Consider the following 14,202-nt stretch of genomic DNA (forward strand, 5'->3'; position numbering starts at 1 on the left):
AGGAAATGATATGAATAACACCCTAGAAAATGTCGACTTTCAAGTAAATATTAAACTTAACAACGGTGAAGCTATTTTTAGTTATACAAAAAATGGCGAACCCGCTACTGGCGGTGGTGTTGTAAGAACCGAAACCGCTGGCAACTACAATTTAGACGACGCCACAATTCAAAATGGTTTCGTATTTACTGGCGCTACTATCACCGATATCGACACACAAAAACCATGCGCCCAAGACTTCAGCTATAAAGTAAGTGATAACGGCCACACAATTATCATTACCGACACAGACGAAAATAATGGATCTGTATGCTTAATCTTTAACGTTGAGTGTAATGGCAAAAAATATGAAAGCGCCGATCCTCAAGTTAAGAATGAAAAAGAACTCTAATTAGCAACGCTTCTTTTTAAATTGCACTGGCCTATTAATTGCGGTGCAATTTTTTAAAAACGCCCCTAAATAAACATTAAATAACAATAACTTAAATCAGAAGGTTACCGAAAGGTTTAAAACCCATAAATTAAATAAACTCCTAGACATAAAGTTTCATTAACAATAAAAATGAGCAACACCATGTCTAACAATAATGAAAATAGCAGAGCAAACAACACCGACAACGCTGTATCTGCATTAATCAGCAGCATTTCTAATACCGTTAACAATGAAAAAATAAGCGCAATTATTAATGTCACTAATGTCATGGCCGATGCTATTTTTATTGTTAATGCAGATGGAGTGTTTGAATCAGTAAATCCCGTTGCAGCTCGTTTTTTTAATGTTACGTCTGACTCATTAATAGGTAAAAAATGGCAAGATTGTTTACAAGAACAGTATCGCGATGACTATCAATACATGTTTGAAAGTTGGAAAAACAACTATCAAACACCACTCAATCATGGCCCAAAAGAAGTTAAAATAATAAAAAACAATGGTAACTGTTTAGATATAGAGCTCTCAATTTCTTGTATACCCGCATCAACCACAAACAATACTCCTCTATTTATTTGTATTATGCATGATATTTCTAGGCATGTTAAAAAGTATAAAGTACTCGAAAACATAGCCAAAATAGATCACCTTACAGGCGTCGCTAATCGCTGCACTTTAGAGAAGGCGATTATTAAAAATTGGCAAGAATGCATAGTAGACAAACAGCCTTTGAGTTTTATCTTGATCGATATTGATTTTTTTAAACTGTTTAATGATAATTTTGGTCATGTAAAGGGTGATAAATGTTTGCAAAAAGTAGCTCAAACAATTGAAGACTGCCTCCCCTCAAAAGATAGTTTAGTAGCACGCTATGGTGGTGAGGAGTTTGCTGTTGTATTACCCCGCTCACATGTCTCAAATGCAGAAATGATCGCAAAACGTATTCAAGAAAAAATACTCAACATTAATTTTAGAGATATTGGTTTGCCAGCGAATGTAAAGATAAGTGTAAGCCAGGGTTTAGCGTGTGAATACGATAATCAGTACAGAACATCTGAGGCATTAATATGCGCGGCTGATACGGCTTTATATAGAGCGAAGTCGGAAGGTCGTAATAAATTATGTATAAGGTGATGTACTAACTATTTGGTATAGCCTTTATCTACTAAAATAAAAAACCGCAATTGCGGTTTTTTATTACTTAAGAAAAGCTTAAACGTCGATTAGCAGCCCTTCGTCTTTTTTAATCTTTTCGATCACCATATAAGTATGATGAGTGCCCACGCCGGGAATATCGACTAAGTCGCCAAGAACTTGTCTATATTCTTCCATATTAGACACGCGGATTTTTAATAAATAATCATAACCGCCTGCCACCATGTCGCATTCAACGACTTGTTGTATTCTTAGTATATGCTCTCTAAATACCTTAAATACTGCTGTATTTGAAGCAACAAGCGACACTTGAACATGTGCTACTAAGCTTTGATTAAGCTTTGCTTCGCTAAGCTTAGCGTAGTAGCCTTCGATATAGCCTTCTTGCTCTAATCGTTTTACACGATCAAGACACGGGCTTGCACTCAAATTAACCTGTTTTGCGAGGTTAACATTTGAAATTCTGCCGTTCTTTTGTAGAACGTCTAGTATGGCTAAATCAATACGATCTAGCATGCGTAATCTATTTGGAATTGTCATAACAGAATTTTATGCGGATAAGTTAAATTTATGCCCTGTAAATTATCGTAAAACGCGAAATTTAACCAGCATATTCTGCTGAAATTTAATTAGAATGCACTCACAATATCACTGGTAATTTATTGGTAATTAATTTTACTTTAATTCTTAACACTCCTGAGGGTTGCTTATGTTATTCAACGGCGATTTAACAACGATTTGTCCTATTAGACAAAGAATCCGTGACTTCTACCGCATAGATGAAAATGCGGTTATTGATCATATTTTACCGCTTGCAGAAGTAGGCGTAAAAGCACGAAGTCGTGCCTGGGAAAGAGCCCGCCAGATTGTTTTAAACATTCGTAAAGAGCAAGATGGGCAAGGCGGTGTTGATGCGCTTTTAAATGAATTTTCACTCTCTAGTGAAGAAGGCGTTGTATTAATGTGTTTGGCCGAAGCACTGCTTCGCGTACCAGATAAAGCGACTCAAGATGTACTTATTCGTGACAAGTTAGCGAAAGGTGATTGGAGCTCTCATTTAGGCAGCAGCGATTCTTTATTCGTAAACGCGTCTTCTTGGGGATTATTAGTTACCGGTAAAATGGTTAACTACACAGACAAAACGAAAGAACAACAGTTCGGCATGCTTAAAAAGACCATTGGTCGTTTAGGTGAGCCAGTTATTCGTAAGTCTGTAAATTTTGCTATGAAAATTATGGGTAAGCAATTCGTTATGGGTCGTACCATTGACGAAGCAATTGAACGTGCTGCCGATACAGAGCAAAAAGGTTATGTATATTCTTACGATATGCTAGGCGAAGGCGCGCGCACAATGAAAGATGCGAAGCGTTACTTTGACAGCTACATGAATGCTATACACTCGATTGGTAAAGCGGCAAATGGTCGTGGCCCAATTAAGAGCCCTGGTATTTCAGTTAAGCTTTCTGCTATTCATCCACGTTATGAGTTCACTCATAAAGACCGTGTGATGGAAGAAATTGTACCAAAGTTAAAAGAGCTTGCGCTTGCTGCTAAGAAATACGATATCGGCTTTACCGTTGATGCTGAAGAAGCTGACCGTTTAGATATTTCATTAGATGTCATTGAAGCGGTATTTAGTGATGAAGATCTTGGTGATTGGCAAGGATTTGGCTTAGCGGTTCAAGCGTACCAAAAACGCGCTATTTTTGTAATTGAATGGCTAACAGACCTTGCAACCCGTGTTGGTCGTAAGATGATGGTACGTTTAGTTAAGGGCGCGTACTGGGATACTGAAATCAAAACCACACAACAAGATGGTTTAGAGCATTTCCCTGTATTTACTCGTAAAGCAACAACCGATGTTTCTTACAAAGCATGTGCAATTAAAATGCTTGAAGCGCGCGACGTACTTTATCCACAATTTGCAACGCACAACGCTTACACTGCCGCGACTATTTTAGAAGTAGCGAAAGGCGACAACACCGGTTTTGAATTTCAACGTTTGCACGGTATGGGTGAATCATTATTCGACCAAATCGTTAACGAAGAAAAAATTCAATGTCGTGTATATGCACCGGTTGGTCAACACGAAGACCTACTTGCTTACCTTGTTCGTCGTTTGTTAGAAAATGGTGCTAACTCATCATTTGTAAACGCGATTGTAGATACAACAAAACCTGTTGAATCATTACTACCAGACCCTGTAGAAACACTGCAAGGCCTGCGTAACAAGTACAATACGCAAATCAAAATGCCAATTGATTTATACGGTGAAGAACGTGCTAACTCTAAAGGCATGGATTTAACCGATATTAACGTTATTACCCCTTTCAAAGAGAATCTTGAAACATGGTTTAATGAGCACTTAATTGAGCAAAGCCAAGTACCAGAAGGCTCATTGGCTGTTAAAAACCCAGCAAATCACAAAGAAATCATCGGCCACGTTAAGTTACAAACTGGCGAAGAGATGAAAGTATTACTGGCTAACGCTGAAGCGGCACTTGAATCATGGTCACAAACACCAGTAAAAGAGCGTGCTAATTTACTGCGCCGCGTTGCTGACATTTTAGAGCGTCATCATGATGAACTAGTCGCTATCTGTATTAAAGAAGCGGGTAAAGTAGCGCAAGATGGTATTGATGAAGTACGTGAAGCGGTTGATTTTTGTCGTTACTACGCAGCGCGCGCTGAAGAGTTATCTAAAGATGAGCGTTTCGAAGCCCGTGGCGTTATTTTATGTATTAGCCCGTGGAACTTCCCGCTTGCAATATTCTTAGGTCAAGTTGCTGCTGCGATTGTTACAGGTAACACTGTAATTGCTAAGCCTGCTGAGCAAACAAGTTTAATCGCCCTTCGTGCCATTGAACTAATGCTATCTGTTGGTTTACCTGAGCACGTTGTTCAACCGGTTATCGCTCGCGGCTCAGAAGTAGGTAAAACAATTGTTCCTGATGAGCGCATTCAAGCGGTTATGTTTACAGGTTCTACTGAAACAGGCACATTAATTTCTCAAACACTTGCTGCACGTAACGATATTCAAGTACCGTTAATTGCAGAAACAGGTGGCCAAAACTGTATGATTGTTGACTCAACGGCGCTTCCTGAGCAAGTAGTTGACGATGTGATCAGTTCTGGTTTTCAAAGTGCTGGCCAACGTTGTTCTGCTCTTCGTGTTTTATTCATTCAAGATGACGTAGCTGATGGCATTATCGAAATGCTTAAAGGCGCTCTAGCTGAGTTACACATTGGCGATCCATCGTTACTATCAACTGATGTTGGCCCTGTAATTGATGAAAAAGCACTTAAAAACTTAAATGAACACGTTGAGTACTTAAAAGGTAATTCTATACTTCATTACGAATGTAAAATTCCTGATAATACTCAAAATGGCGCATACTTTTTTGCACCTCGTTTATACGAAATTAAAGACTTATCAGTACTTAAACGTGAAGTATTTGGCCCATGTGTTCATATTGTTCGCTTTAAATCGAATGAACTTGATGATGTGATGGATCAAATAAATAACACGGGCTATGGTCTGACAATGGGTGTTCACTCACGTATTGAAGAGCGCTGTGAGTACCTTGCTAAAATGTCACGTGCGGGTAATGTTTACATTAACCGAAACATGATTGGTGCCATTGTTGGTGTGCAACCGTTTGGTGGCCGTGGTTTATCAGGTACTGGCCCTAAAGCCGGTGGCCCTAACTACCTACAACGTTTAGTAAAAGAAAAAGCATCACCAGATAACGTACAAATGACTAACCTAACGCCTGACGAACTTGATTTACACCACTACAGCGGTGCGAATGAGCAAGTTAAAAAGCTAATGGCCAACTCAATGCGCGATGAAAAAATCTGGCGTGCAACACCACTAAACGACCGTGTTTCGGCTGTACGTCAGTTGCTTGCTAAAATCGCGACGGTAGAAATTATCGACGATTTAGCAGACGACTTAGCATTAACATTATCAGAAGCACGTGCACAGCTTAACCGCCTTGAAAAGCACATGCGTAAGTTTACTACCCTGCCTGGGCCAACGGGTGAGTCTAATACACTTCATCTAGAAGCACGTGGTTGTGTAGTGTGTTATGCAGATAAGAGCACATCATTTAACTTCTGGGCATTGTCTATCATCACTGCTATTGCCGCAGGTAATACGGTAATTACTGTAGCGTCTGAGCTGTTTTATGATGAAGCCGTTGCCTTTAAAGATAAATTTATCTCTACAGGTGTTGCAGAAGGTGTTTTCCAAGTAGCTAAACCTAACCAGTTACAAGCTATTTTGGCGCACCCTCATTTAGCCGGTGCGGTAGTTGCTGCTCGCTCGTCTCGCTTGGGCTACTTTAGTCAACAGCTTGCACAGCGTAAAGGTGCTATTTTACCAGTAATTAGCTCTGAGTATTACGATACATTAATCAAACGTCTTATTACTGAAAAAACAATCAGTATTGATACAACAGCATCAGGTGGTAACACATCACTAATGACGCTTGTTGAAGATGATGAATAATTAAGCTAATGCTTTTTAACTAAAAAATAAAAAAGGCACTGAAAAGTGCCTTTTTTATTAGGTAGTAACGTATATATTTGTTAGCTTAATGAAAGATTAACAATAGAAGTAATAAATTTGAAAATAATTCCTGTAGGTCAGTTACTGCCTGGTATGTTTGTGCAAAGCGTTACTAGACAAACTGGCAGTATTAAAATTAAAAATCAAGGCTGGATTAAAACTCAGGCTGGTATTAATAACCTAATAAAAGCAGGTATTTTAGAAGTAGAAATCGACCCTGATAAAACCCTCATTGAATCAGTCCCTGAAAAAGCTCCTATTGCTGTACCTGCAACAAAAATAAAGCGTGACCCTTGGCAAAAAACACACAGTGCCGAACAAGAAATGGGAAAGGCAAAAAAACTGTATGACGAAGCTAAAACACTGCAAATAAAAGCATTTAAAGATATTAAAGCAGGCCGCGATATAGATATTGCACCGTTCAAAGAGCTGGCAAGTGGCTTTATGGACTCTGTTTTTAGAAACCAAGATGCCCTAGCCTGCCTTACCCAAATGCGCCAAAAAGATGCTTACCTACTTGAGCACTCTATTAATGTATCGATATTAATGGGGATTTTCGCTAAGCATTTAGGTATAGAAAAAAACATTATCGTTGAACTGACTACCGGCGCACTTTTACACGACATTGGTAAGATAAAAATCCCTGATGAAATACTCAATAAGCCGGGTCGCTTTACCGATGATGAATTTAAAATAATGAAAATGCACTCGCTTTTCAGTAAAGAAATATTAGAAGAATCTGGCTTAACGGGTATCGCGGTTGATATTGCAGGTATGCATCATGAAAGGCTTGATGGTAAAGGCTATCCGTTTGGTAAAAAGGGCGACGAAATAAGTCAGTACGTGCGTATGGCATCAATTGTAGATGTGTATGATGCACTTACCGCAGAACGTGTTTACAAAGCAGGCATGGAGCCAATAAAAGCCTTTAAAATACTAAAAGACGGATGCCCAGATAGCTTCGATCCCATGCTGCTTAATAAGTTTATTCAATGTATTGGTATTCATCCGGTAGGAACGCTCGTTAGATTATCGAGTCAAAAAGTTGGTTTAGTGACCGAGAGTAATCCCAGTACACCACTAAAGCCTATCGTTAAAACATTTTACAGCGCTAAACATAGTCGCTATACAGAGATAAAAGATATCGATTTATCTAATAAAAAAACCTTAGATACCCTTGAATCAGCGGTGAAACCTAAAGAATATAATATTGATTTAGAACGCTTTTATAAAAACTCAATATTACCCTAAGTAATATTGAGAGCTCAACATTCTACCGAGCTCTCAACATAATAGCTAAACGTTTACTGCGGCCAGTCTTGCAAAGCCTTTAAGCTAAACTCATAACCATCAAAATCAAGTACACTTTGCTCAGGTGTAATCTCTCTTACAGTTAAAGCACCTATGCTCTCTCCTTCATGTAACTCTCGGCCATTTAGCTTGATCCAACGTTTGTCAGCACTCGATGAATAAATATGCGCTTGATATTTAATACTAGGCAACATTGATTGCAAACCATCTGGTAGTAATTCTACAGGCTCAACACGTGATGACGTTTTTGATGCATGGGTAACTTCATAATCCTGATTTTTTTCGACGTCTTGTATAGCTTGCGCAAACGCATTTTTAAGTGTTGTAGGCACCTCATCAAGCTCAGGATCGCTCATCTGTTGAGATTGGTTGTTACCATTAATTGGCTTACCTAGTACTTTATATTTACTCATATCTAGTTGAGCTGATGCTGTATTTTGACTTTGCCCAAATACCGAAGCGTTCTGTGTATTATTTGGATTGTAATTATTTTGTGGATTAAATACTGGCTGATTATAATTTTGAACTGGCATTACTTGTTGCACGTTCTGCTGATTATAACCCGTTGCGCTCGTGACCGGACTCGATGGCATAGGAATATATTGCCCATTAGGCGTTAATAACATTTGCTGTACACCATTAGGTGTTTGCACATGTACAAGTTGCCCTTCAATCGTTGCAGTATTATTTGGAGCTATTTTAGCGGGTTCTAACTTAGCTATTTGCTGCTTTTCAACTGCGGCATCTACCTCTTTAACTTGTTCTTTAGGTGACGATTTTTCGCTTTCAACCACCTTAATTACAGCGGGTTCCGATGTGTTTAATAAAGTAGTACCTTGTAACCACTTACCCGTAGTAAACCCACCAGCTACCGCAATAAAAGCAGCTAAGCTTGTACCAAATACTAACGCTAATCGTCTATAACGCTTAAGTGCTTGCTGTTGCTTTAACTGCTCTGATTGTAAGTCGTATTGCTCAGCACTCATATCTGATTGCTGCGACTGCTTTAGCGCATCTAATAAATAAGACATAACTTACCTAACTATAAAATAAATGAAAGCCCAATGCCTACGGCAAATAAAGCAGCGAATGCAAGGCTATATGGTACAAATGACGTTGCTTTGTTGGCCTCATTAACTGGCGCTACAAAATCCATGGGTAATGACTCATGTGCTGATTTTTTTATTATATCGCTATCAACTATCAACTGCTGCTTTGCAAAAGTGCCTACCAAAGCTCGCTCACATACCAAGTTCATTAATCGTGGCACACCACCGGTTAATTGATGAACAGCTTGCATGGCATCCATCGAAAAAATTCCTTTATCACATCCTGCAACATGTAACCGATGCTTTATGTAAGCAACTGTTTGGCCTTGCGTAAGTGGTAATAAATGGTAACGAGCTGTTATTCTCTGGGCGAGTTGCCTTAATTCATTGCGCTTTAAAAGCTCTTGCAGCTCAGGTTGACCAACCAATACTATTTGTAATAATTTTTTATGATCGGTTTCTATATTTGTCAGCAAGCGTAATTGTTCAAGCACATTAGGGGCAAGTAACTGCGCTTCATCAATTATAAGTATGGTGTGCCCACCCGATTTATTATTGGTCTCTAAGTGCTTTTTTATAATATCGGTAAGACTTTTAAGCGTCGCATTATTAGCATCGTAACTAATGTTGAGCTCATCACAAATACTAGCCAATAACTCTAGCTCTGAAAGTGCTGGGTTATGGATCATCGCTACTTGCGTGTTTTCAGGTAACTGCTCTAACATACTGCGGGTAATTGTAGTTTTACCAGTACCCACTTCGCCTGTTAATAATACAAAACCACCGTCTTCACCTAATCCATAGGTAAGGTGTGCTAAGGCTTCTTTATGTCGTTCACTTAAAAATAAGTAATGAGGGTTGGGCGAAATTGAAAAAGGTTTTTCATTCAGGCCAAAATAGCTTAAATACACCGTGATGTTCCTTCGTAATTAAATCACGGCCTATAATGGCAAAAAAACGCACTAAGTGACAACGTTGTAAGCGCTTTATTATTGAAATAACGTAAATTTATGTAAAACAAAAAAATGCAGCGGTTTTAAGGCTGCACTTTCATCTGTCTAATCTTAGTATGTAATTTACTCTTCGTAGCGAACTAACCGTAAATACACATTACTAGTTTTGGCATGTAAGCTATTCAACCCACTATCAAATTGATAAACCCATGCAGAGCTCATCGTGCTCACACCCGATGTATTTGACCAATAGTTTTGAAGCTTAGTACCAAAAAACACCTCTTCATTAATGCTCGGCTCGGTGCAACTGTGCTCTAAAATACTCGCCAACTCTTTAATGTTAGGCATTTGCCAATCATCGTAATCTGCGGTTGTATCATTTTTAGCACCGCGTAGTGCTTCTTGCCAAGTAAGAGAAGGTGTAGAGCCTTCGCAAAGTTTTGTATCTGTATTATAAATTTGCCCATAACTACAACGTTGCCACATAAGGCCTGTTTCGGTATCAGACACTGTGCCATCTGTATTTATGGTAAATCTATCTGTCGGCGTTGTGGTATCTGCACCGTCGTAGCACGTTTGCGCCGCTGCAATATTAAAGCTCAAGCTTATAGTTGCTAGTGCATAGAGTAATTTAAATCTCATTATTTTCTCCTAACGGCTTCTAACTAAACGAACATACGCAGTATTTTCTTTTGGATAAGCAAGATCGTTACCATCACTCATATCAATAATGTACGCTTGCGATAAACTTGTACCATCGGCTGCAGTTTGTGAAGTCCAATAACGTAAGTGGCTTAATGCACTTTCACTTGGCATATTGGGGAAAAACACCTCATCAATTAATATGCTTTGCCCTTGTTTACCATAATCAATTAAACCTAAAAGCTCTGTATAAGTAGGTAACCGCCAATTTGTACCACCACAAAAATCTAAGTTATTCACTTCGTTTATATAACTTTGTACTCCACAACTCGTATCATCCGGACAAGTTGAATTGGCTGTACTGGTATCGGTAAAAGTAGTATCGCCTAAATCCCAAAAGTAATGATTTTGCCCCTCACGCAAGCTTGTATTTGGCAATACTCCTGAGGATTCACTTTTTACTTCCCATACAAGTCCAGTAACATTATCGCGTATACAGGTAAAGTCACTACTATCATCACCAACTTCATCAGCAAACTGATTAAGTTTAGTGTAATCAAACGCTAAATTACCTTTACCAACCTTATCTAAGCGGTTTGCATAGCTATCGCGTCCAAGTTCAGCATCTTGCGCTGGAAAGTCATCGCTTTCACAGTTAATGCGTTGGGTGTTGTTATAGCACTCACCAACACCACTATCGTTTATAAGCCCAAGCGCTTTTGGTGATACATCAACAAATAAAGAATCTGTATCGGTGCGTCCTTTTGAGTCGGTTACCGTTACTTCAAAGCTCAACGTGGATTCAGTATCTACATCAGAGGCAAAAAATGTCGTTGTACATTGGTCGCTATTACTTAATGTTTCGCTATTACCGGTAAGTTGTTGCCACTTACACTGATAGGTATCGGTGACAGTTTCGCTATTCGTTGCATCAAGCGTTACTTCTTCAAACTCTTCGACATTTTGATCAGCGCCTGCATTTGCACCCACTAGTTCATTTGTTTTATTAAGCGTCATTGAATATTGAGTACTTGCCTCACCGCCCTCATCATCAGTGACTGTTAGCTGCCAAGATAAATTTACGTTACTTTCTAGTAATGGATGAGAAAAGCTAAGAGTTGACTCATTAAAGCTAGCAATATCTAAATCAGGACCTGATAGCAGTTGCCACAAGTAACTATCAATTTGGCCATTATCATCAGGATCGCTCGACTCAAGGGCGCTCAAAGTAACTGTGTCTTTGTATACAGAAGGAAGTGTTTCAGGAGATGTTTGGGTAACAACAGCAAGAGGAAGTTGATTATTAGAGCTCACTGAAATAGAAATGTCGTCACTAACAGCGCTACTACCGGTGCTTTGATAGCTTACTCTTAAGATTATTTCACTATCAGTTTTTACGTCAGGGGCTGTCAATGTTTGTTCAGCACCATCAAGCGGAAAACCTTCTAAGCTTGGGCCGCTAACTTGTTGCCATGAAAACGTACCATCAGCGGGGGAACCTTGTGCTGTGATGGTAAATTCAGTTTTTTCGATAATTTGTAAATCGGTTCCAGCATTAACAGATGTTTCTACAACTGTATTATCGCTATCACCGCCACCGCCTCCACACGCACTCAGCAAACCGCAAGAAATGAGGGGGATTAAAGCAAACGCTTTCATACGCAGCACCTTATTATGTCAAATAATTACTATAGTGTAATTACTAGCAATAAAGATGCCATTAAAGTACTACATATATGTATCTTGATGAATGCGTACAAACAACTTCGTACCGATTTTACTGTAATCTACTTTGTATTCACGCCCATCTAAAGCTTGAATAAATAGTAATTGTTTTTCTTCGCCAAATACATCTGGGCTTCCAACATAGACTATTTCTAAATAGCGATCTTTTGCATCACGGCGGTTTTTAGGTAACTCTTCTTTAAATGGCTCTAAGCCATGTTGAGTCACTTTAATTTTAGGATGAATTTCAGAGTTTACAATCACTAAATCATGCTTTTTATCTTTATGTATTATGGTGTTTCGACCACTTTTTAAAAAGGCTCTCTCTTGACTCATTTTTCTTTCCTACAGTCGCAGCTTAATTATTAATTTGCGACGCTATAAACTGACTAGGCTCGCGCTTCCACTTATTTAAGTTAGCACTAAATGCCCAAATATCTCTATCTAACACACTGGCTGGTAATAATAAATCGTAACCGGTTAACAGTTGAAGGTGCTTAGTCCTGTTAGCAAACATAGCTATAAGACCAGTATAGCTTATCCCTTTATGGGATGTGTAATGTGTATCTTCTATTAGCCATTCTGATGGGCAATTGCCATTTTTGCAATGTTTTTGAACAACTTGCATAAATAAATTACGCTGCTCTATTAATAATTTCCCTGCAATTCGAGGCGCTATGCTTGTTAAAAAGTCATCTATGTCGTTTACCTTTATACCAACCGCATTTAATTCTAAGTAATCAAAGCCATTTTCTACTTTGGGTATACCACTGTGATGAAAGTTACTATGAGGCATATACCAAGCTCCGTATTTATGGCAATAAACGAGCTCAGACTCATTTAATATAAGGCTATGATATGGCTCTTGAGTTTTTAAATATCCAATAAAAATAGCGGCAATACACAAGCTCACTAAAAATATTTCAAGTATGCTAATCTCACCCGGCCTCAGTAAATTAAACAACATAATAAAAACTAAACCAATTGCACCTGCAACAAGCACTTCAATTGCGTTTCGCGCACCTTGTGCCCGAAACTTAATGGCATTGTTAGATTTATCCATATTGGTAAAACACCATATAAAAAACAAGCATAATAACAGCCCAAATTATGACCTTTCTTGTTGTTATACATAAGTTACAGGTGGTTTTAAATTTCATACATTACCGCTTTTTCCTCAACAAAATAGGAACAATGAATAAATCTTATTTACTTTTACGCTTAACGCACAAATTTATGAGACACATAACCGTCTTTTCCCGGTCTTATTTCGTACAATACTTACAATTCATTTTCAGGTATGAAATCAATGTACTCAAGACAATCAGGTAAAGCACTTTTTCCATTTATTATTACGTTACTTTTAATATTTAGCGTTTATTTATATCTACCCGCTAGCCACGGCGAACAGGCCGATTTATCACAAATGTCTACTCAAGTAACAGCTCATACTGTTACTTCTCAGGAAAACGCAGTGATGATAGAAGCGATCGGTAGCGCGCGTGCAAACCAAGCAATCTATATAAAAAGTGCGCAAAACGATTATGTCACAGATATATATTTTAAAGACGGCGACTTAGTCAGTAAAGGACAAAAGTTAGTACAGTTACAGAGCCAACAAGAACAGCTTGCCGTTAAAGAGCTTGGCATTAACTTACGTGAAGAACAACGTCAGTTAGATCGCCTAACCGAACTTTCACGCTCGCAATCAACGGCAAAGTCGTTACTTGAAGAGCAGTTATCTCGTGTTGATGCAACAGAGGCCCAACTAGAAAGCGCTAAAACTAAATTAAACGAAATGACTATTAGTGCGCCCTTTTCAGGCCTGTTAGGTAAGCGTGAAATATCAATAGGTGCTTACGTAAGTAATACAACAATAATCACAACACTTGATGATATTAGTATTATTAAAGTTGACTTTAAAGTACCTGAAAAATATTTAGCACAATTAAATATGGGCATGAAAGTGCTTACGCAAAACGATGCCTACCCAGGACAAACATTTAACGGCAAGGTAACGCATATTAGCTCGCGTATTGATTCGGTTACTCGCAGTGTTGAAGTAACAGCAAGCTTTGCCAATAAATCAGGATTACTTCGCCCTGGTATGTTACTAAATACAGCACTTGAGCTAAGCAGCAACCAAGCTTTAATGGTGCCAGAAAAAGCGGTTATACCTTTGCAAGACAAACACTTTGTTTTTCAAATTCAAGATGGGATAGCTAATAAAATTGAAGTGCATGTTGCTAGCAGAAATAATGGCTGGGTTGCTATCGACGAGGGCCTAACTGATGGCGAGCAAATTGTTACTGAGGGGCTAATAAAAATTCGCTCTGGAAGTAAAGTAAGCGTAAAGGGGTAATA

12 protein-coding genes are annotated in these 14,202 nt (G+C 38.7%); 5 read left to right on the forward strand and 7 right to left on the reverse strand.

The window, feature by feature from the left end; all coding sequences use genetic code 11:
* Positions 1 to 10 precede the first annotated feature (10 nt).
* Positions 11 to 391 carry a DP-EP family protein gene (locus CXF89_RS07095; protein WP_121954205.1) on the forward strand — a complete coding sequence of 127 codons (381 nt, stop codon included), beginning with the start codon at positions 11 to 13 and terminating at the stop codon, positions 389 to 391.
* 183 nt (positions 392 to 574) lie between these two features.
* Complete coding sequence (locus tag CXF89_RS07100; RefSeq protein WP_121954206.1) at positions 575 to 1,564, forward strand: sensor domain-containing diguanylate cyclase; 990 nt, start codon at positions 575 to 577, stop codon at positions 1,562 to 1,564.
* 78 nt (positions 1,565 to 1,642) lie between these two features.
* On the opposite strand, the gene CXF89_RS07105 is transcribed toward CXF89_RS07100, so the two are convergent.
* Entirely contained in the window at positions 1,643 to 2,125 is a 483-nt protein-coding gene (locus tag CXF89_RS07105; protein ID WP_024598591.1) for a winged helix-turn-helix transcriptional regulator, read from the reverse strand.
* Between the two features lie 169 nt (positions 2,126 to 2,294).
* Between CXF89_RS07105 and putA the strand changes: the two genes are divergently transcribed.
* Together putA and CXF89_RS07115 are read left to right on the forward strand one after the other, a co-directional pair.
* Positions 2,295 to 6,098, forward strand: a complete 3,804-nt coding sequence (putA, locus tag CXF89_RS07110) for a bifunctional proline dehydrogenase/L-glutamate gamma-semialdehyde dehydrogenase PutA (RefSeq protein ID WP_010553201.1) — start codon at positions 2,295 to 2,297, stop codon at positions 6,096 to 6,098.
* 117 nt (positions 6,099 to 6,215) lie between these two features.
* A complete protein-coding gene (locus CXF89_RS07115; RefSeq protein WP_121954207.1) occupies positions 6,216 to 7,409 on the forward strand; it encodes a cyclic di-GMP phosphodiesterase in 1,194 nt (397 codons plus the stop codon).
* A gap of 53 nt (positions 7,410 to 7,462) precedes the next feature.
* Here the strand turns inward: CXF89_RS07115 and CXF89_RS07120 are convergent, their stop codons facing one another.
* From CXF89_RS07120 to CXF89_RS07145, 6 genes are all read right to left on the reverse strand, one after another.
* Positions 7,463 to 8,500 carry a general secretion pathway protein GspB gene (locus tag CXF89_RS07120; RefSeq protein WP_121954208.1) on the reverse strand — a complete coding sequence of 346 codons (1,038 nt, stop codon included), beginning with the start codon at positions 8,498 to 8,500 and terminating at the stop codon, positions 7,463 to 7,465.
* 11 nt (positions 8,501 to 8,511) lie between these two features.
* Entirely contained in the window at positions 8,512 to 9,429 is a 918-nt protein-coding gene (locus CXF89_RS07125) for an ExeA family protein (RefSeq protein ID WP_024590013.1), read from the reverse strand.
* 165 nt (positions 9,430 to 9,594) lie between these two features.
* A complete protein-coding gene (locus CXF89_RS07130) occupies positions 9,595 to 10,113 on the reverse strand; it encodes an Lcl C-terminal domain-containing protein (RefSeq protein WP_121954209.1) in 519 nt (172 codons plus the stop codon).
* A gap of 9 nt (positions 10,114 to 10,122) precedes the next feature.
* Positions 10,123 to 11,772 carry an Lcl C-terminal domain-containing protein gene (locus CXF89_RS07135; protein ID WP_121954210.1) on the reverse strand — a complete coding sequence of 550 codons (1,650 nt, stop codon included), beginning with the start codon at positions 11,770 to 11,772 and terminating at the stop codon, positions 10,123 to 10,125.
* 69 nt (positions 11,773 to 11,841) lie between these two features.
* A complete protein-coding gene (locus CXF89_RS07140) occupies positions 11,842 to 12,174 on the reverse strand; it encodes a hypothetical protein (RefSeq protein WP_007581673.1) in 333 nt (110 codons plus the stop codon).
* A gap of 22 nt (positions 12,175 to 12,196) precedes the next feature.
* The gene (locus tag CXF89_RS07145) at positions 12,197 to 12,901 is read right to left on the reverse strand and encodes a DUF2982 domain-containing protein (protein WP_024609010.1); all 705 of its coding nucleotides are present in this window, start codon (positions 12,899 to 12,901) and stop codon (positions 12,197 to 12,199) included.
* Between the two features lie 246 nt (positions 12,902 to 13,147).
* Between CXF89_RS07145 and CXF89_RS07150 the strand changes: the two genes are divergently transcribed.
* Positions 13,148 to 14,200: an efflux RND transporter periplasmic adaptor subunit gene (locus CXF89_RS07150; protein WP_024590017.1), complete on the forward strand. Its 1,053-nt coding sequence runs from the start codon at positions 13,148 to 13,150 to the stop codon at positions 14,198 to 14,200.
* Positions 14,201 to 14,202: the final 2 nt, after the last annotated feature.

Source organism: Pseudoalteromonas sp. MelDa3 (assembly GCF_002863625.1).
GTDB lineage: Bacteria > Pseudomonadota > Gammaproteobacteria > Enterobacterales > Alteromonadaceae > Pseudoalteromonas > Pseudoalteromonas arctica.

What these genes read in the sequence shown, in the direction of transcription:
- CXF89_RS07095 (WP_121954205.1), top strand. Translation starts at nt 11, where the DNA reads ATGAATAACACCCTAGAAAATGTCGACTTTCAAGTAAATATTAAACTT.
- CXF89_RS07100 (WP_121954206.1), top strand. Translation starts at nt 575, where the DNA reads ATGTCTAACAATAATGAAAATAGCAGAGCAAACAACACCGACAACGCT.
- CXF89_RS07105 (WP_024598591.1), bottom strand. Translation starts at nt 2,125, where the DNA reads ATGACAATTCCAAATAGATTACGCATGCTAGATCGTATTGATTTAGCC.
- putA (WP_010553201.1), top strand. Translation starts at nt 2,295, where the DNA reads ATGTTATTCAACGGCGATTTAACAACGATTTGTCCTATTAGACAAAGA.
- CXF89_RS07120 (WP_121954208.1), bottom strand. Translation starts at nt 8,500, where the DNA reads ATGTCTTATTTATTAGATGCGCTAAAGCAGTCGCAGCAATCAGATATG.
- CXF89_RS07130 (WP_121954209.1), bottom strand. Translation starts at nt 10,113, where the DNA reads ATGAGATTTAAATTACTCTATGCACTAGCAACTATAAGCTTGAGCTTT.
- CXF89_RS07135 (WP_121954210.1), bottom strand. Translation starts at nt 11,772, where the DNA reads ATGAAAGCGTTTGCTTTAATCCCCCTCATTTCTTGCGGTTTGCTGAGT.
- CXF89_RS07140 (WP_007581673.1), bottom strand. Translation starts at nt 12,174, where the DNA reads ATGAGTCAAGAGAGAGCCTTTTTAAAAAGTGGTCGAAACACCATAATA.
- CXF89_RS07145 (WP_024609010.1), bottom strand. Translation starts at nt 12,901, where the DNA reads ATGGATAAATCTAACAATGCCATTAAGTTTCGGGCACAAGGTGCGCGA.
- CXF89_RS07150 (WP_024590017.1), top strand. Translation starts at nt 13,148, where the DNA reads ATGTACTCAAGACAATCAGGTAAAGCACTTTTTCCATTTATTATTACG.